The organism is Streptomyces sp. bgisy130, from assembly GCF_057708345.1.
The window spans coordinates 56260-72954 of record NZ_JBYISA010000008.1 but is presented as its reverse complement, the minus strand read 5'-3'; the positions used below and the strand labels follow the sequence as shown (position 1 = coordinate 72954).

15 protein-coding genes and 1 tRNA gene are annotated in these 16695 nt (G+C 71.4%); 3 read left to right on the top strand and 13 right to left on the bottom strand.

What is annotated here, in order from left to right:
* Nucleotides 1–30 precede the first annotated feature (30 nt).
* From AC3EUV_RS13445 to AC3EUV_RS13420, 6 genes are all read right to left on the bottom strand, one after another.
* Entirely contained in the window at nt 31–2001 is a 1971-nt protein-coding gene (locus AC3EUV_RS13445) for a bifunctional metallophosphatase/5'-nucleotidase (protein WP_435602984.1), read from the bottom strand.
* A gap of 224 nt (nt 2002–2225) precedes the next feature.
* Nucleotides 2226–3863, bottom strand: a complete 1638-nt coding sequence (locus AC3EUV_RS13440; RefSeq protein ID WP_432144928.1) for an MFS transporter — start codon at nt 3861–3863, stop codon at nt 2226–2228.
* A complete protein-coding gene (locus tag AC3EUV_RS13435) occupies nt 3860–4411 on the bottom strand; it encodes a TetR/AcrR family transcriptional regulator (RefSeq protein ID WP_387249729.1) in 552 nt (183 codons plus the stop codon). Before AC3EUV_RS13435 ends, AC3EUV_RS13440 begins: the two co-directional genes overlap by 4 nt.
* Before the next feature lie 117 nt (nt 4412–4528).
* A complete protein-coding gene (gene argH, locus AC3EUV_RS13430; RefSeq protein WP_435602983.1) occupies nt 4529–5971 on the bottom strand; it encodes an argininosuccinate lyase in 1443 nt (480 codons plus the stop codon).
* 89 nt (nt 5972–6060) lie between these two features.
* The gene (locus AC3EUV_RS13425) at nt 6061–7254 is read right to left on the bottom strand and encodes an argininosuccinate synthase (RefSeq protein WP_432144926.1); all 1194 of its coding nucleotides are present in this window, start codon (nt 7252–7254) and stop codon (nt 6061–6063) included.
* A gap of 138 nt (nt 7255–7392) precedes the next feature.
* Nucleotides 7393–7770 (bottom strand): DUF488 domain-containing protein, encoded by a 378-nt coding sequence (locus AC3EUV_RS13420; RefSeq protein ID WP_432144925.1) that lies wholly within the window; start codon nt 7768–7770, stop codon nt 7393–7395.
* Between the two features lie 142 nt (nt 7771–7912).
* Here AC3EUV_RS13420 and AC3EUV_RS13415 point away from each other — a divergent pair.
* Nucleotides 7913–7986: transfer RNA gene (locus AC3EUV_RS13415), tRNA-Pro, on the top strand.
* A 105-nt stretch (nt 7987–8091) separates the two neighbouring features.
* On the opposite strand, the gene AC3EUV_RS13410 is transcribed toward AC3EUV_RS13415, so the two are convergent.
* The 7 genes from AC3EUV_RS13410 to argC all read right to left on the bottom strand — a co-directional run bounded on the left by AC3EUV_RS13410 (nt 8092) and on the right by argC (nt 15163).
* Nucleotides 8092–8574 (bottom strand): SAM-dependent methyltransferase, encoded by a 483-nt coding sequence (locus tag AC3EUV_RS13410; RefSeq protein WP_432144924.1) that lies wholly within the window; start codon nt 8572–8574, stop codon nt 8092–8094.
* Between the two features lie 144 nt (nt 8575–8718).
* Complete coding sequence (locus AC3EUV_RS13405; protein ID WP_435602982.1) at nt 8719–9840, bottom strand: mechanosensitive ion channel family protein; 1122 nt, start codon at nt 9838–9840, stop codon at nt 8719–8721.
* A gap of 262 nt (nt 9841–10102) precedes the next feature.
* Nucleotides 10103–10645: an arginine repressor gene (locus tag AC3EUV_RS13400; protein WP_432144922.1), complete on the bottom strand. Its 543-nt coding sequence runs from the start codon at nt 10643–10645 to the stop codon at nt 10103–10105.
* An 8-nt stretch (nt 10646–10653) separates the two neighbouring features.
* The gene (locus AC3EUV_RS13395; protein WP_435602981.1) at nt 10654–11889 is read right to left on the bottom strand and encodes an acetylornithine transaminase; all 1236 of its coding nucleotides are present in this window, start codon (nt 11887–11889) and stop codon (nt 10654–10656) included.
* Nucleotides 11886–12824, bottom strand: a complete 939-nt coding sequence (gene argB / locus AC3EUV_RS13390; RefSeq protein WP_432144920.1) for an acetylglutamate kinase — start codon at nt 12822–12824, stop codon at nt 11886–11888. Before argB ends, AC3EUV_RS13395 begins: the two co-directional genes overlap by 4 nt.
* A gap of 73 nt (nt 12825–12897) precedes the next feature.
* Nucleotides 12898–14070 carry a bifunctional glutamate N-acetyltransferase/amino-acid acetyltransferase ArgJ gene (gene argJ, locus AC3EUV_RS13385; protein ID WP_435602980.1) on the bottom strand — a complete coding sequence of 391 codons (1173 nt, stop codon included), beginning with the start codon at nt 14068–14070 and terminating at the stop codon, nt 12898–12900.
* A gap of 64 nt (nt 14071–14134) precedes the next feature.
* Complete coding sequence (gene argC, locus AC3EUV_RS13380) at nt 14135–15163, bottom strand: N-acetyl-gamma-glutamyl-phosphate reductase (RefSeq protein ID WP_432144918.1); 1029 nt, start codon at nt 15161–15163, stop codon at nt 14135–14137.
* Between the two features lie 139 nt (nt 15164–15302).
* Here argC and AC3EUV_RS13375 point away from each other — a divergent pair, with 139 nt between their 5' ends.
* Together AC3EUV_RS13375 and AC3EUV_RS13370 are read left to right on the top strand one after the other, a co-directional pair.
* Nucleotides 15303–15863 (top strand): RNA polymerase sigma factor, encoded by a 561-nt coding sequence (locus AC3EUV_RS13375; RefSeq protein ID WP_432144917.1) that lies wholly within the window; start codon nt 15303–15305, stop codon nt 15861–15863.
* Complete coding sequence (locus tag AC3EUV_RS13370) at nt 15860–16684, top strand: zf-HC2 domain-containing protein (RefSeq protein ID WP_432144916.1); 825 nt, start codon at nt 15860–15862, stop codon at nt 16682–16684. Before AC3EUV_RS13375 ends, AC3EUV_RS13370 begins: the two co-directional genes overlap by 4 nt.
* Nucleotides 16685–16695: the final 11 nt, after the last annotated feature.

Genomic DNA, 16695 nt, shown 5'->3' with positions numbered 1-16695 from the left:
CCGTTGCGTGTCCGCTGCGGTGCGGGCGGGTCAGCAGGGCACCCGGAAGCCGCCGGGGGCGCGCTGACCCTCGGCGCCGCCGGTCAGCGCCGTACGCAGGGCCGCCTCGGGCCGCGGCACCATGCTGCCGTCGGGCTGGAGCAGCTGCTGACGCTGGGTGATGGTGCCGGTGCGGGCGCCGGGCACCCCCGCGTTCTTGACCGCCACCCGGTTCAACGGGGCGGGCGCCAGCTGCTTCTTGGCGCGGACGAAGGAGACAAAGCTCTCGAAGTCACGGGTGTGCCGGACCGGTGCGGTGAAGCCGGTGAAGGCGCTGAAGCCGTCCTGGTTGATGAGGGTGTAGGAGGGAGCGGCGAGCCGGTAGCGGCGGGTGAGGTCGAGGGCGGTGCCGTCGATGAACACCTCGGCCGGGTCGACCCGCCGGCCGACCGCTCCCGCGGCATCGAAGGTGTAGCGGACGTTGGCGGAGACGGCCAGCGGGGAGAAGCCGAGGCCGCCGCCGGCGGTCGGGGCCCACTGCTCCTCCAGGGCGTCGTGGAGCTGCCGGCCGGTGACGGTGACGGTCATGATCGGGTCGCCGAAGCCGACGGAGTTCCAGGCCTGCGCGAAGGTGACGGTGCCGCCCGTCTCCTCGTTACGGATCAGATCGCCGGCGATCACGGTCTGGCCGACGCGTGGCGCGACCGCGATGACGGCGAGGTCCGCGGGGGTGTTGGGGTGGTCGGCGGGATCGGCCGTCGGGTCGAGCGGCTGCCGGCCCGCCCACAGGGCCCAGTCGGCGACGAGGTTGCCCATGGTGCTCTCCCCCACCGCGTTGCGCCGCCGGGTGAAGGAGGCGGTCTGGGTGCCGAGACGGCTGCGGGCGCGCCGGCTGCCGTAGTCCGCCCAGTAGCCGGCGATCGACTTGAGCTCCGGGTCCGGTGTGACGTCCCGGGTGTTGGGGTGGTTGGTGGCGGTGGTCAGCTCCCGGATCACCGCCCCGGTGTCGGGGTCGAGGCGCAGATTGATCTCGTTGACGAGCTGGCCGTAGCAGCCGGCCTCGACGAACGGGCGGGGCACGCCGTCGGGGTCGGGCAGCATCATCGTGAAGGCGGTGTGCCAGTGGCCGGTGACGATGGCGTCGATGTCCGGGGAGGCGCGCAGCGCCAGTTCGTAGGCGGGCCCGGAGGGGTTGCTGCCGCTGGAGAAGGCGCCGCCGGCCACCGCGCCGTCGTGCATGCTGAGCACGATCGCCCGGACACCGCGGGACCGGAGCTCCGCCGCGCAGCGGTTGGCGGTCTCCAGCTCGTCGAGGGTGCGCAGTCCCGGCTGGTAGGAGCCGGGGAAGGACTCGGTGCCAATGGCGGTCAGATGGATGAAGCCGACCGGCAGCCGGCGGCCGCCGCCGGCGTCCACGTACTCGATGTTGTACGGCGGCAGCACGAGCTCGCCGTTCCCGTTCCACACCGTGTTGGCGCTGTAGTAGGGGAACTTCGCGCCCCGGAAGCGGCGGCCGGTGGAGTCCACGAAGGCGTCGTCGCGGCCGACGACGGGGAAGCTGTCGCCGTCCTCCATGTGTGCGGTGAGGAACTTCGCGGACTTGTCGAACTCGTGGTTGCCGGCCGAGGCGAAGTCCAGGCCCATGGCGTTGAGCGCCTCGATGGTGGGCTCGTCGGCGAAGGTCGCGGCGTCGAACTCCCAGCCGGAGAAGAGGTCGCCGGGGGCGAAGAAGAGGGAGTTGCGGTGGCCGGCGCGCAACCGCTCCAGGTGGGCGGCCATATAGGCGACGCCGCCCACGGTGTAGGTCTTTCCGCCGGCGCCGGTGATGATCGAGTGGGCGCCCGGGGCGCCCTGGAGATAGCCGTGCAGGTCGGTGATGTTGAGGAGCTGGACGTCGACGTATTCGTCGGCGGTGGCCGCGTCGCGGGCGTGGCCGGTGGCGTAGGCGTTGCTGCCGATGGCGCTCGCGGTGGCCAGGGCCCCCGCGGCGGTGAAGAAGGAGCGTCGTCCGATGTCGCGCACTGCGTCACTCTCCTGAGCGGGCCGTCCGTGAGGGGACGACGGGAGAGTCAAGCAAGCCGCTCCGGACGGCCGGTCACCGTGATGCGTACCGGGCGTGAACGGGCGGGGGACAGTCGCCCCCGGGGCGTGTCCCGTGGATCATGGCGCGCGCGGGGACCGTGATCCACAGGACACGCCCTGGGGCGCGGTGGGTGCCCGCCGTCCGGCGGAGCGGCCGTACCGCGTTACGGGCGTTCCGCCGGGCCGCCGGCCACCGGGCCGGAGTCGCTCCCCGGCTTCGCGCCGGCCGTGGAGAGCTCCGCGGGCCCGGCCGGGGCCGGGCCGCTCGCCAGCTCCTGGCCGCGGAGCAGGAACCACGCGGCCCCCGCGGCGGACAGCAGGACCACCGCGCCCACCCCGGCCGCGACGTCCACACCCGCGACGAAGGAGTCCTGTGCGGCGCTGACCAGCGCCGCGCCCTGGTCGGCGGGGAGTTGGCCGGCCGTCTCGACGGCGCCGCCGAGCGATTCGCGGGCGGCGGCGGTGGCGGCTCCCGGGATCCCCGGCGGCACGGCGAAGCCCCGGTAGATGCTGGTCACGATGGAGCCGAGCAGGGCGATGCCGAGCGCGGCGCCCAGTTCGTAGGCCGTCTCGGAGACCGCGGAGGCGGCGCCCGCCTCCTCCTTGGGCACGCTGGAGAGGATCACATCGGCGGTGACGGTGAACGAGAATCCTGCGCCGACGCCGACGACGAAGAGGATGACGCACATCGCGGCGGTGCCGGTGTCGGCGTGCAGCGTGGTGCAGCCGACCAGCGAGAGTCCGACCACGGCGAGGCCGCCGGCGACCACGAGCCGTACCGACAGCCGCCGGGCGACCCAGCCGGCGGCCAGACCGGCGCCCACCGCGCCGACCGCCGCCGGGAGTTCGACGAGCCCGGCGTTCAGCGGCGAGCGCAGCTGCACCATCTGGAGGAACTGGGAGAGGAAGAAGACCAGCCCGGACAGTCCGAGGATGGTCAGCAGATCGGCCAGCACCGCTCCGGAGAAGCCCCGGTGGTGAAAGAGCTTCATGTTCAGCAGCGGCGAGGGCAGGGTGAGCTGCCGGCGGACGAACACGAACAGGGCGAGCACACCGATGACGGCCGCCAGGGCGATGTCCCAGCGGTAGCCGTGCACCGCGGCTTCCTTGATGGCGTAGACGACACTGACGATGCCCACCAGGGCCAGCAGGACGCTGGGGATGTCCCAGGGGCCGGGATCCGGATTGCGGGACTCCGGGATGACCTTGGCACCGACGGCCACCAGCAGCGCCATCACCGGCAGGTTGATCAGGAAGACCGAGCCCCACCAGAAGTGCCCCAGCAGAAAGCCGCCGAGGACCGGTCCCACGGCCATACCGGCCGAGGCCATGGCGCCCCAGATGCCGACGGCCAGACTGCGTTCCTTGGGGTCGTGGAAGAGGTTGCGGATCAGCGCCAGCGTGGACGGCATCAGCGTCGCACCGGCGACGCCCTGAAGTGCCCGGGCCAGGATCATCATCTCGGGCGTGGTGGCGTACGCGGCGAGCACCGACATCGCGCCGAAGCCCACGGACCCCAGCAGCAGCAGCTTCTTGCGGCCGATGCGGTCGCCGAGGCTGCCCATGGAGACCAGCAGACCGGCGATGACGAAGGAGTAGATGTCACCGATCCACAGCAGCTGCGTGCCGGACGGCTGGAGGTCTTCGCTGAGGAAGGGGGTGGCGAGGCCGAGGACCGTGGCGTCGACGCCGACCAGGAGGACGGCGAGGACGAGGACGGCGAGTGCGAGCCAGCGGCCCGGCCGGGGCTGGTCGTCCACATGGGCCGAGCCCGCCGGTCCTGACGCTATGGTCTCGGTCATTTCTCCATGCTCCGTCGGATGCCGCCGAGCAGCAGCTCGGCGATCGAGTGGTGAAGGTCGTTACGGGCGACCCGCCCTTCGTGCACGGCCCAGGCGCCGGCGCCGATCAGTCCGTAGAACGCCTCGGTGAGCCAGGCGGCGCTCAGATCGATCCGGAAGCCGCCCTCTTCCTGGCCGCGTCGGAAGAGCGCGGCGAGGCGGGCGTCGAGCTCGGCCCAGCCGGCGTTGATCTCGCCGTCCTCGAAGAGCTGGTTCTCGGTGAAGAGGAAGGACACTACGGCGGCGACCGGTTCGGTTTCGGCGATCAGCCGGCGCAGCGCGTCGGCGGCGTCCCCCTCGTCCAGCCGGGCCGCGTCCATCGCCTGCCCGCACTGTGCGATGCCGTAGTCCTCCAGCGCTCTGATCAGCGCGTCCCGCCCGGCGAAGTGCCGGTGCAGGGTCGCGCGGCTGATGCCCGCGGCGCGGGCGATCTCGTCCATCGGTGTCGAAGCCCGCCGCGTGAGCAACGCGGCGGCTTCTTTGAGTACACGTTCACGGTCCACGGCCATGAGACACACACTAGCCGAATGAGACGTCAATGTCTCATCCGGGACGCACCCCACGCACACGACGGCGGCCCGCCCCCGGTCAATCCGGGGGCGGGCCGCATCGTCTGCCTCTGCCGACTAGCCCAGCTCGGTGGCCTTCTTGGCCGTCGCCCACTCCTGCTGCGTGACCAGGTCGGCCCGCACCTCGGCGAGCTGGACCGCCACCGCCGAGGGTGCGGTGCCGCCGCGGCCGCTGCGCGAGGCGAGCGCGCCGGGGACGTTGAGCACGCCGCGGACCTTGGGGGTCAGATGCGGCGAGATCTTCGCGAACTGCTCATCGGTGAGCTGGTCCAGCTCGATGCCGTGCGCCTCGCACTCCTTGACGCACTCGCCCGCGACCTCGTGCGCCACCCGGAACGGCACACCCTGCTTGACCAGCCACTCCGCGATATCGGTGGCCAGCGAGAAGCCGGCCGGGGCCAGCTCCTCCATGCGCTCGCGGTTGACCGTCAGGGTGGCCATCATCCCGGTGAACGCCGGGAGCAGCACCTCCAGTTGGTCGCAGGAGTCAAAGACCGGCTCCTTGTCCTCCTGGAGGTCACGGTTGTACGCCAGCGGCAGCGCCTTGAGCGTGGCCAGCAGCCCGGTCAGGTTGCCGATGAGGCGCCCCGACTTGCCCCGCGCCAGTTCGGCGATGTCCGGGTTCTTCTTCTGCGGCATGATCGACGAGCCGGTGGAGAAGGCGTCGTGGAGCGTGACGAAGGAGAACTCCTTCGTGTTCCAGAGGATGATCTCCTCGGCGATCCGGGAGAGGTTCACCCCGATCATCGCCGTGATGAAGGCGAATTCGGCGGCGAAGTCACGGGAGGCCGTGCCGTCGATGGAGTTGCCCGCCGAGCCGTGCTCGAAGCCGAGGTCGGCGGCGACCGCCTCCGGGTCGAGACCGAGCGAGGAGCCGGCCAGCGCGCCCGAGCCGTACGGGGAGACGGCGGTGCGGTCGTCCCACTGCCGCAGCCGCTCCGCGTCCCGGGACAGCGACTGCACATGCGCCAGCACATGGTGGGCGAAGAGCACCGGCTGGGCGTGCTGGAGGTGGGTGCGGCCCGGCATCGCCACGTCCGGGTGGGTCTCGGCGAGGCCCACCAGCGCCTCCTGGAGGTCGGCGATCAGCCCGCCGAGGATCCGGGCGTGGTCCCGCAGGTACATCCGGAAGAGCGTGGCGACCTGGTCGTTACGCGACCGGCCGGCCCGCAGCTTGCCGCCGAGGTCCGGGCCGAGCCGCTCCAGCAGCCCGCGCTCCAGGGCGGTGTGCACGTCCTCGTCGGCGACGGTGCCGGTGAACGAGCCGTCGGCGACATCCGCGGCGAGCTGGTCGAGCCCGGCGAGCATCCGGGTCAGCTCGTCCTCGGTGAGCAGGCCCGCCTTGTGGAGCACCCGGGCGTGCGCACGGGAGCCCGCGATGTCGTACGGGGCCAGCCGCCAGTCGAAGTGGACGGACGCCGACAGCTGGGCCAGCGCCGCTGCCGGGCCGTCGGCGAACCGGCCGCCCCAGAGCCGGACGTCACCGCTGTTGCTGCTCACTGCTGCTCCTCAAGGCTGCTGTGGTGTACGACCGCCTCCCGGCCGCGAAGGCAGGGAGGCGGTCGGTGTACGAAGGTAACGAGCCGGGCTCAGGCCAGGTCGCGCTTGGCCGCGATCTTGCTCGACATTCCGAAGAGCTCGATGAAGCCCTTGGAGAGCGACTGGTCGAAGGTGTCGCCGGTGTCGTACGTGGCGAGGTTGAAGTCGTAGAGCGACTGGTCGGACTTCCGGCCGGTGACGACCGCGCGGCCGCCGTGCAGCGTCATCCGGATGTCGCCGGACACCGCCTGGCTGGCCTCGTCGATGAAGCCCTCCAGGGCCCGCTTGAGCGGCGAGAACCACAGGCCGTCGTAGACCAGCTCGCCCCAGCGCTGCTCGACCTGCCGCTTGTAGCGGGCCAGTTCGCGCTCGACGGTGACGTTCTCCAGCTCCTGGTGCGCGGTGATCAGCGCGATCGCGCCGGGCGCCTCGTACACCTCACGGGACTTGATGCCGACCAGCCGGTCCTCGACCATGTCGATCCGGCCGATGCCCTGGGCGCCGGCCCGCTCGTTGAGCTGCTGGATCGCCTGGAGGACGGTGACGGGCTTGCCGTCGAGGGCGACCGGGACACCCTCCTTGAAGGTGATGATGACCTCGTCGGCCTCGCGCGGGGTCGCCGGGTTCTCGGTGTACTCGTAGACGTCCTCGATCGGCGCGTTCCAGATGTCCTCCAGGAAGCCGGTCTCCACGGCCCGCCCGAAGACGTTCTGGTCGATCGAGTACGGCGACTTCTTGGTGGTCGCGATCGGGAGGTTCTTCTCCTCACAGAACGCGATCGCCTTGTCCCGGGTCATCGCGTAGTCGCGGACCGGGGCGATGCACTTCAGGTCGGGGGCGAGGGAGGAGATACCGGCCTCGAAGCGGACCTGGTCGTTGCCCTTGCCGGTGCAGCCGTGGGCGACGGTGGTGGCGCCGTGCTTCTTCGCGGCGGCCACCAGGTGCTTGACGATGGTCGGCCGGGAGAGCGCCGAGACCAGCGGGTAGCGGTCCATGTACAGGGCGTTGGCCTTGATCGCCGGGAGGCAGTACTCGTCGGCGAACTCGTTCTTGGCGTCCGCGACCTCGGCCTCGACCGCACCGCAGTCGAGCGCACGCTTGCGGATGACGTCCAGGTCCTCGCCGCCCTGGCCGACGTCCACGGCAACGGCGATGACCTCGGCGCCCGTCTCCTCGGCGATCCAGCCGATACAGACAGAGGTGTCCAGGCCGCCCGAGTAGGCGAGTACGACGCGCTCGGTCACGGGTTTCTCCTTACGGTGCATTCGCTGATGGGTATAAGTATGCACTCCACCGTATGTTTCGTCAACGCGTGGATGAATACGCAGGTCAGCGGCGGGTCGTCGGCGTGGCGCGGAGCCTCAGCCGCCAGGCGCGGAGCCTCAGGAGCCCTCCTGGAGCACCTCGATCAGCACGTTCACATGGCTCACCGACACATCCTTGGTGGCCGTCAGCAGGGTCAGCGGCCCCTGCGCGGCCCGCTCCCGCAGCCCGTCCAGCGCCGGCCGGACCTCCTCCCGCGCCAGCTCCGCGCGATACCGCTCGGCGAACTCGGCGAACCGCGGTTCCTCGTGATGGAACCAGCGCCGCAGCTCCGACGACGGCGCCACGTCCTTGCACCACTCGGTGAGCTGCGCATCCGCCTTCGACAGCCCGCGCGGCCACAGCCGGTCGACCAGCACCCGCGCCCCGTCCGCCGGATCCGGCGGCTCGTACACCCGGCGCACCCGGAGGTCGTTCTTCGCCGACATTTCACCCATAAGGCCATCGAACCATGACAGCCGTGGCCCCGCCGCGAGCCCGGGAGGACGTCTGCGAGCACCCGCTTTGGATTCATGGCCCGGGACAGGGTATTTTTCTTCTGCACGCCCCGGCCGGGAGTTCTCCGGCCGGCACGAGCACCGGGACGTGGCGCAGCTTGGTAGCGCACTTGACTGGGGGTCAAGGGGTCGCAGGTTCAAATCCTGTCGTCCCGACGGTGCAGTAAGGGCTTTCAGCCCAGGTCAGGGCCTTGCTTCGGATCACTGAAGCAAGGCCCTTGATCGTTTCCCGGGCTCCTCGGCCCGGGCTCCCCCGGGAACCTATGCGGGCGGGGTGGAGTAGTAGTCGGCCAGCATCTGCGACGGCCAGGCCGGCTCATGGACCGCACCCTGCGGGCCCATCACGCTGAACCAGGGCTTGATGTCGAGCACCGGCGTGCCGTCCACCGCGTCCAGTGCCTCCACATGGAGGTCCAGGCCGTCCACCGCGACCAGGCGGCACCGCGAGACACCCAGCCGGTTCACCCGCCGCATGTTGCGATGGGCGAACGTGCCGCCCACGGGCCAGTCCGGGTTGCCCCGGGGCCGTCGCAGCTCGGGGGGCAGATCGCCGGGGTCGGTCAGGTGGAAGAGGAACACGACCTCGATATGGGAGAACGCGTCCAGGCCGACCACCGATTCCTCGGTGTAGCGCTCGGGGTCGATGCGGAGGACGGAGCGGGAGGCGCCCCAGTAGTCATCGGTCGGTTCCACGCGTCCGCCGACCACATGGGCGATGGGCACGACGGTTAATTCTTCTGACACGGTGCTGGGCTCCCTCGGAAGGTGGGGTGGGGGTGGGGCCGACGGCGGAGCCCCGGTCCGGTGATCTTCACCGGGCCGGGGCTCCGCCGTCGTACGCGCGCCGCACGGCGCCGTGGTGCTGCACGGCGCCGTGGTGCCGCGCGGCTACGGCACCGGAGGCAGCGGGCCCGACAGATCGCGCTGGTCCGACATGTCGCGCCGGTCCGACAGATCGCGCTGATGCGGAATCACGATCTCGTCCGGCTTCTGAAGTGCCACGGTGCGTGCCGGGGAGGGAATCCGGATGCCCTCGTCCCGGTAGCGCTGGTGCAGACGCTTGATGAACTCGTGCTTGATCCGGTACTGGTCGCTGAACTCGCCGACGCCCAGGATCACCGTGAAACCGATCCGGGAGTCGCCGAAGGTGTGGAAACGGACGGCCGGTTCATGGTCCGGGTCACCGCCGTTGACGTCCTTCATCACGCCCTCGATGACCTCCATGGTGACCCGCTCGACATGGCCGAGGTCGCTGTCATAGGCGACGCCCACCTGCACCAGGATCGTCAACTTCTGTTCCGGGCGGGTGAAGTTGGTCATGTTGGTGCCGGCCAGCTGGGTGTTGGGGATGATCACCAGGTTGTTGGAGAGCTGCCGCACCACGGTGTTACGCCAGTTGACGTCGACGACATAGCCCTCCTCACCACTGCTGAGCCGGATGTAGTCACCGGGCTGCACGGTCTTCGAGGCGAGGATGTGCACGCCCGCGAAGAGGTTGGCGAGGGTGTCCTGGAGCGCCAGGGCGACCGCGAGGCCGCCCACGCCGAGCGCAGTGAGCAGCGGGGCGATGGAGATGCCCAGGGTCTGGAGGACCACCAGGAAGCCCATCGCCAGCACGATGATGCGGGTGATGTTGGCGAAAATGGTGGCCGATCCGGCCACTCCGGACCGGGACTGCGCAAGGGACTTCACCACGCCGGTGATGACCCGGGCCGCGGTGAGCGTGCCGACCAGGATGAGCAGCACCATCAGCGACCGGTTGACGGTGTGTCCGACGGTCTCCGTCAGCGGCAGCGCCGCGGCCGCCGCCGCCAGGCCACCCGTGATCGCCGCCCAGGGCACCACGGCCCGCAGTGCGTCGACGAGGATGTCGTCCCCGCTCCACCGGGTTTTGAGCGCGTGTTTGCCCAGCCATCGCAGGGCCACCCGCAGCAGCAGGCCGGCCACGATGCCGGCGGCCAGCGCCGCGCCGGCCACGATCAGGTCGTGCAGTGTCACAGCGCGGTTCACCGGCCGGCTCCTCCCGCGACCGGAAGGAGCGGACGTGTTATGAGCCGGATGTGATGTCTCGTCACCATGCCACCTGCTTATCTCTAGGGCTGTGAAGGCGCCGGGACATCCGTGGACGTCCCGGCGCGAACTGCCATCCTGCCGTATGGGGTTCGGCGGGGAGAGAGTGGCTCGGGTGGATGCTCCGCACAACCGCCCACCGGGGGTGGGGAGAAGCGCTCCGGGGGCGGCGAAAGGCCCCCGGGAGCGCGTGCGGAGGGGCTCAGTGCGCCTTCTGCGCCAGCCGCAGCAGATGGTCGGCGAGTGCCTGGCCGCCCGCCGGGTCGCGGCTGATCAGCATCAGGGTGTCGTCGCCGGCGATGGTGCCGAGGATGTCGTGGAGTTCGGCCTGGTCGATGGCCGAGGCCAGGAACTGGGCGGCGCCCGGCGGGGTGCGCAGGACCACGAGGTTGGCGGACGCCTCGGCGGAGATGAGGAGTTCGCCGGAGAGGCGGCGCATCCGCTCCTCCTTGGCGGACTCCCCCAGCGGCGCCCGTGGCTTGCGGTCGCCGCCCTCGCTGGGCACCGCGTAGATCAGCTCGCCGCCGGTGTTGCGGATCTTCACCGCGCCCAGTTCGTCCAGATCGCGGGAGAGCGTCGCCTGGGTGACGGACAGGCCGTCGTCGGCGAGCAGCTTGGCGAGCTGGCTCTGGGAGCGGACCGGCAGCCGGTTGAGGATGTCCACGATCCGGCGGTGGCGGGCGGTGCGGGTCTGCGGTACGGCCTGGCCGCCGTTCTGCGCCTCGGTGTCCTGCGGCTCGGTCATCGTTGTCGTCAGTCTCCGGCTCGTCGTTCCCCGTCGGCCCCTTGGCGGGCCGTGTTGAGGACGCCGGGCAGCTTCCGGAGGAACTCCTCCGCCTCCTCGTCGGAGACGATCAGCGGCGGGGCGAGCCGGACGACGTCCGGCGCGACCGCGTTCACCAGGAGGCCCGCGTCCTGAGCCGCCTGCTGCACCTGCGGCGCGAGCGACTCCGTCAAGACGATACCCAGGAGCAGCCCCACGCCGCGGACCTGGCTGACCAAAGGGTGGCCCAGCGCCTCGGTCCCGGTACGCAGCCGCTCGCCGACGCGCTTGACGTTCTCCAGGATGCCGTCCGCCTCGATGGTGTCCAGGACGGCGAGCGCGCCGGCGCAGACGACCGGGTTGCCGCTGAACGTCGAGCCGTGCGAACCGGGCGTGAGCAGCTCGGCGGCCCGGCCGAAGGCCAGCGTCGCGCCGATCGGCAGTCCGCCGCCGAGGCCCTTGGCCAGGGTGATGATGTCGGCCTCGACGCCCTGGGCACGGGATTCCAGCCAGTTCCCGGTCCGGCCGATGCCGGTCTGGATCTCGTCGAGGACGAGCAGGGTGCCGGTGGCCGCGGTGATCTCGCGGGCGGCCTGGAGGTAGCCGGGCGGCGGGACGATGACGCCGTTCTCGCCCTGGACGGGCTCCAGGATGACGAAGGCGGTGTCGGTGGTGACGGCGGCGCGCAGGGCCTCCACGTCCCCGTACGGCACGTAGTCGACATCGCCGGGCAGCGGGGCGAACGGGGCCTGCTTGGCGGGCTGGCCGGTGAGCGCGAGGGCGCCCATGGTGCGGCCATGGAAGCCGCCGGCGGTGGAGACCATATGGGTGCGTCCGGTCAGCCGGCCGATCTTGAAGGCGGCCTCGTTGGCCTCGGCGCCGGAGTTGGAGAAGTAGACCCGGCCGGGGCGTCCGGCCAGCGCGAGCAGGCGCTCGGCGAGGGCCACGGTGGGCTCGGCGACGAAGAAGTTCGAGACATGGCCGAGGGTGGCGACCTGGTCGGAGACCGCGCGGACCACCGCCGGGTGGGCGTGCCCGAGGGCGTTGACCGCGATACCGCCGAGGAAGTCGAGGTACTCCTTGCCGTCGGCGTCCCACACGGTGACGCCCTCACCGCGGACCAGCGGGATACGGGGGGTGCCGAAGTTGTCCATCATGGCGCCCTGCCAGCGCCCGGTGAGCCCGGCGTTGGTCGCCGGGCCGTGGGTGTGTGCCGTGTCGCTCATGTCGCCCCCTCGATGGTGTTCGCGTCCGGCACGACCATCGTGCCGATTCCCTCGTCGGTGAAGATCTCCAGCAGGATCGAGTGCTGGACCCGCCCGTCGATGACCCGGGCGGTGTGCACCCCGTTGCGGACGGCGTGCAGACAGCCCCGCATCTTGGGGACCATGCCGCTGGCCAGGTCGGGCAGCAGCTTCTCCAGTTCGGTGGCGGTGAGGCGGGAGATCACCTCGTCGCTGTTCGGCCAGTCCTCGTAGAGGCCCTCGACGTCGGTGAGCACCATCAGCGTCTCGGCGTCGAGCGCGGCGGCCAGGGCGGCCGCGGCGGTGTCGGCGTTGACGTTGAAGACACCGGAGGCCCCCGAGGCCCCGGGGGCGGCGTCCTCCTCGTCGCTGCTGCGGGCGATGGAGGAGATGACCGGGATGCGGCCGTCGTCCAGCAGCGCCTGGACCGCGCCGGGATCGATGGCGGTGATCTCGCCGACCCGGCCGATGTCCACCCGCTCGCCGTCGATCTGGGCGAAGTGCTTGGTCGCGGTCATCAGATGGGCGTCCTCGCCGGTCATGCCGACGGCGAGCGGGCCGTGCTCGTTGAGCAGGCCGACCAGCTCGCGCTGCACCTGGCCGGCCAGCACCATCCGTACGACGTTCATCGCCTCGGGGGTGGTGACCCGCAGGCCGCCCTTGAACTCCGACTCCAGGCCGAGCAGGTCCAGCTGGGCGCTGATCTGCGGGCCGCCGCCGTGCACGACGACGGGGCGCAGCCCGGCGTGCCGCAGGAAGACCACGTCCTGGGCGAAGGCGCGCTTGAGCTCCTCGTCGACCATGGCGTTTCCGCCGAACTTGATGACGACGGTCTTGCCGTGGTGACGGGTCAGCCAGGGCAGCGCCTCGATGAGGGTGCGGGCCTTGGGCAGCGCGGTGTGCTTCCGTGCACTCATGCGCCGGCCTCGCTTCGCTCGCCCTGCTGTGAGCACAGCACGCACCTCTGGATCATTCGCTCGCTCCGCTCACTCATGACGAGTACGCGCTGTTCTCGTGGACGTAGTCGGCGGTGAGGTCGTTGGCCCAGATGACCGCGGACTCGGTGCCGGCGGCGAGGTCGGCGGTGATGCGGACCTCCCGGTAGCGCATGTCGACCAGCTCGCGGTCCTCCCCCACGGAGCCGTTCTTGCAGACCCAGACGCCGTTGATGGCGACGTTCAGCTGGTCGGGCTCGAAGACGGCGGACGTGGTGCCGATGGCGGAGAGCACCCGGCCCCAGTTGGGGTCCTCACCGTGGATGGCGCACTTGAGGAGGTTGTTACGGGCGATGGAGCGGCCGACCTCGACGGCGTCGTCCTCGCTCGCGGCGTTGATCACCTCGATGCGGATGTCCTTGCTGGCGCCCTCGGCGTCCCCGATCAGCTGCCGGGCGAGGTCGTCGCAGACCGTACGCACCGCCTCGGCGAAGTCGTCGGCGGCCGGGACGACGCCGGAGGCGCCGGAGGCGAGCAGCAGCACCGTGTCGTTGGTGGACATACAGCCGTCGGAGTCGACCCGGTCGAAGGTGGTGCGGGTCGCGGCCCGCAGCGCCGTGTCGAGCCCGGCGGCCGGCACATCGGCGTCGGTGGTCAGGACCACGAGCATGGTGGCCAGGCCCGGGGCGAGCATGCCGGCGCCCTTGGCCATACCGCCGACGGTCCAGCCGTCCTTGGTGACGACCGCGGTCTTGTGCACGCTGTCGGTGGTCATGATGGCGATGGCGGCCTTCTCACCGCCGTGCTCGGTCAGTTGGGCCGCGGCCCGCTCGACGCCGGGCAGCAGCTTGTCCATCGGGAGCCGCAGGCCGATCAGCCCGGTGGAGGCGACCGCCACCTCGCCGGCGCTGTGTCCGTCGAGCACCTCGGCGACCTTCTCCGCGGTGGCGTGGGTGTCCTGGAAGCCGAGCGGCCCTGTGCAGGCGTTGGCGCCGCCGGAGTTGAGGATGACGGCGGAGACCGTGCCGCCCTTGAGGACCTGCTCGGACCAGACGACCGGCGCCGCCTTGACGCGGTTGGAGGTGAAGACGCCGGCGGCGGCGCGGCGGGGCCCGTTGTTCACCACGAGGGCGAGGTCCGGATTCCCGCCGCTGCCATTGGCAAGAGGGGCTTTGATCCCGGCCGCGATGCCCGCCGCCGTGAATCCCTGTGCTGCCGTCACGCTCACTGCTCGTCCTCCGTCGCTTCTCCGGCCCCGCCGGTCCCGCCGTGCTGTCCTGTGCCGGCCCGGGTCACGGCGCGACCCCGGTCGTCGGGAGCCCCGTGCCCTCGGGCAGGCCCAGGGCGATGTTCATGCTCTGCACCGCGCCGCCCGCGGTCCCCTTGGTGAGGTTGTCGAGGGCGCTGATCGCGATGATCCGGCCGGCCGCCGCATCGAGGGTCACCTGGATCTGCGCGGTGTTGGATCCGTACACGGCGGCGGTCGACGGCCACTGCCCCTCGGGCAGCAGCTGGACGAACGGCTCGTCGGCCAGCGCCTTCTCGTACGCGGCCCGTACGGCGGCGGCGTCCACACCGGGCTTCGCCTTCGCCGAGCAGGTGGCGAGGATGCCGCGGGACATGGGCGCCAGGGTCGGGGTGAAGGAGACGCCGATGCGCTCGCCGGCCACCGCGCTGAGGTTCTGGATCATCTCGGGGGTGTGCCGGTGGCCGCCGCCGACGCCGTACGGGCTCATCGAGCCCATGACCTCGGAGCCCAGCAGATGCGGCTTGAGGGCCTTGCCCGCGCCGGAGGTGCCGGTGGCCGCGACGATCACGGCCTCGGGCTCGGCGAGCCGGTCCGCGTAGGCGGGGAACAGGGCGAGCGAGACGGCGGTGGGGTAGCAGCCCGGGACCGCGATGCGCCGGGTCCCCTGGAGCGCGGCGCGCCCCCCGGGCAGCTCCGGCAGCCCGTACGGCCAGGTGCCCGCGTGGTCCGAGCCGTAGAACGCCTCCCAGTCCGTGGCGTCGCTCAGCCGGAAGTCGGCACCGCAGTCCACGACGAGGACACCGGGCCCGAGCTCCTCGGCGACGGCGGCGGACTGGCCGTGCGGCAGCGCGAGAAAGACGACGTCGTGCCCGGCCAGGACCTCGGCGGTGGTCGCCTGGAGCTCCCGGTCGGCCAGCGGCGCCAGATGCGGCTGGAGCGCCCCCAGCCGCTGCCCGGCGTTGGAGTGCCCGGTCAGCGCGCCGATCTCCACCTCCGGGTGCCCCAGAAGCAGGCGCAGCACCTCACCCCCGGCGTATCCGCTCGCACCGGCCACTGCCGCTCGTACCGTCATGGGCCCTCCTCCTTGATGGCATGACTATACGGAATCCAGCAGTTTTATGCAATGGCCGGGTGCGGGTCCCCTGCAGGGAACTGTGACTCAGCTCACAGTAGATCCAGAACCTGCGCGCCGCACCGGGCGTCTGGCTGGTGTGAGATCACGCAGGAGAGCACTGGACGAGCTGGACGAGGAACGCCTCGTCCGGCTGGTGGCCAGAGGTGACCGCGGGGCGTTCGACGAGCTGTACCGGCGCACCTCGCCGTGGCTGGCGGTGCGGTTGCGCCGCCGCTGCGCGGACGAACAGATCGTCGCCGAGGTCATGCAGGAGACCTATCTGGCGGTGTGGCGCGCGGCCGGCGCGTTCGCCGGGAGCGCGGTCGGCGGGACGGCCGTCGGGTGGCTGTGGACGATCGCGGCGCGCCGCCTCGTCGACGCGTTCCGGCGCCGTGCCCACCACGCCGAACCGCCGGTCGCCGCCGCCGAGCGGGCGGTGGTGCCCGCGGCGGAGGAAGAAGCACTCGCCGGGACCGTCGGCGGCGACGTCGGCGACGCCCTGCGGCGGCTGGCACCGGAACTCCGGGAAGTGCTACGGGCCACGGTGCTCGACGGGCTCTCCGTCCGGGAGACCGCCGTCCTGCTCAGACTGCCCGAAGGCACGGTCAAGACCCGCGCCCGCCGGGCCCGGATCGCGATGCGGGAGGCGCTGACATGAGCGGGGAACACGCGTCGAGGCAGTTGATCGACGACTATGCACGGGGTGACGCGACGATGGCCGCGGACACGGTATGGGCGTTGGAGGCCCATCTGGAGACCTGCGCGTCGTGCCGGAGCCACCTGGCGGCCTCGGTGGCCACCGAGGCGCCCGGCATCGCCGCGCTCGTCGACACCGTCCGGGCCGGTCTGGAACCGCAGTTGGACGCGGCCGTCAGGGCGCCCTCGCGGCGACACCGCCCGAGGTGGGTCGCTGCCTGGCTGACGCCGGTCATGGCCCCGTGGTTGGCCATGACCGTCCTCGTCGCCCTGATGGCGCTGCTGCTGGACGCGGTCGCGCGGCCGATGTTCTTCGGCGGCGTCTCTCCCGTGTTGGCGATCGCGCCCGTGCTGCCGCTGTGCGGTGTCGCCGCATCGTGGTCGCGCGGCCTGGACCCGGCGCACGAACTGACGGCCTCGACCGCCCGGGCCGGCCTGCCCCTGCTCCTCCGGCGCACCGCGGCGGTTCTCGTGGTGGTCCTGCCCGCGCTCCTGGTGGAGGGATGGCTGACCGGAACGATGACGGCCGCGCAGTGGCTGCTGCCCTCCCTGGCCTTCACCTCCACCGCCCTGGCGCTGGGCAGCGTGGTCGGCGTGACCCGCGCCGCCACCGGGCTGGTGGGCGCCTGGGGCGTCGTCGTGGTACTCGCGTGGGCCACCGACCACGGCCCCGTTGACCTGGAGCGTGTCCTCCAGCCGGACCAACTGCCCGCGTGGGGGCTGTTCTTGGCGCTCGGCACCGGCGCCGTGATCGCCCGCAGAAACGCGTACTCCACGCTGTGAAACCATCGTCG

What these genes read in the sequence shown, in the direction of transcription:
- AC3EUV_RS13440 (WP_432144928.1), bottom strand. Translation starts at nt 3,863, where the DNA reads ATGACCGAGACCATAGCGTCAGGACCGGCGGGCTCGGCCCATGTGGAC.
- AC3EUV_RS13435 (WP_387249729.1), bottom strand. Translation starts at nt 4,411, where the DNA reads ATGGCCGTGGACCGTGAACGTGTACTCAAAGAAGCCGCCGCGTTGCTC.
- AC3EUV_RS13420 (WP_432144925.1), bottom strand. Translation starts at nt 7,770, where the DNA reads ATGGGTGAAATGTCGGCGAAGAACGACCTCCGGGTGCGCCGGGTGTAC.
- AC3EUV_RS13400 (WP_432144922.1), bottom strand. Translation starts at nt 10,645, where the DNA reads ATGACCGAGCCGCAGGACACCGAGGCGCAGAACGGCGGCCAGGCCGTA.
- AC3EUV_RS13395 (WP_435602981.1), bottom strand. Translation starts at nt 11,889, where the DNA reads ATGAGCGACACGGCACACACCCACGGCCCGGCGACCAACGCCGGGCTC.
- argB (WP_432144920.1), bottom strand. Translation starts at nt 12,824, where the DNA reads ATGAGTGCACGGAAGCACACCGCGCTGCCCAAGGCCCGCACCCTCATC.
- argC (WP_432144918.1), bottom strand. Translation starts at nt 15,163, where the DNA reads ATGACGGTACGAGCGGCAGTGGCCGGTGCGAGCGGATACGCCGGGGGT.
- AC3EUV_RS13370 (WP_432144916.1), top strand. Translation starts at nt 15,860, where the DNA reads ATGAGCGGGGAACACGCGTCGAGGCAGTTGATCGACGACTATGCACGG.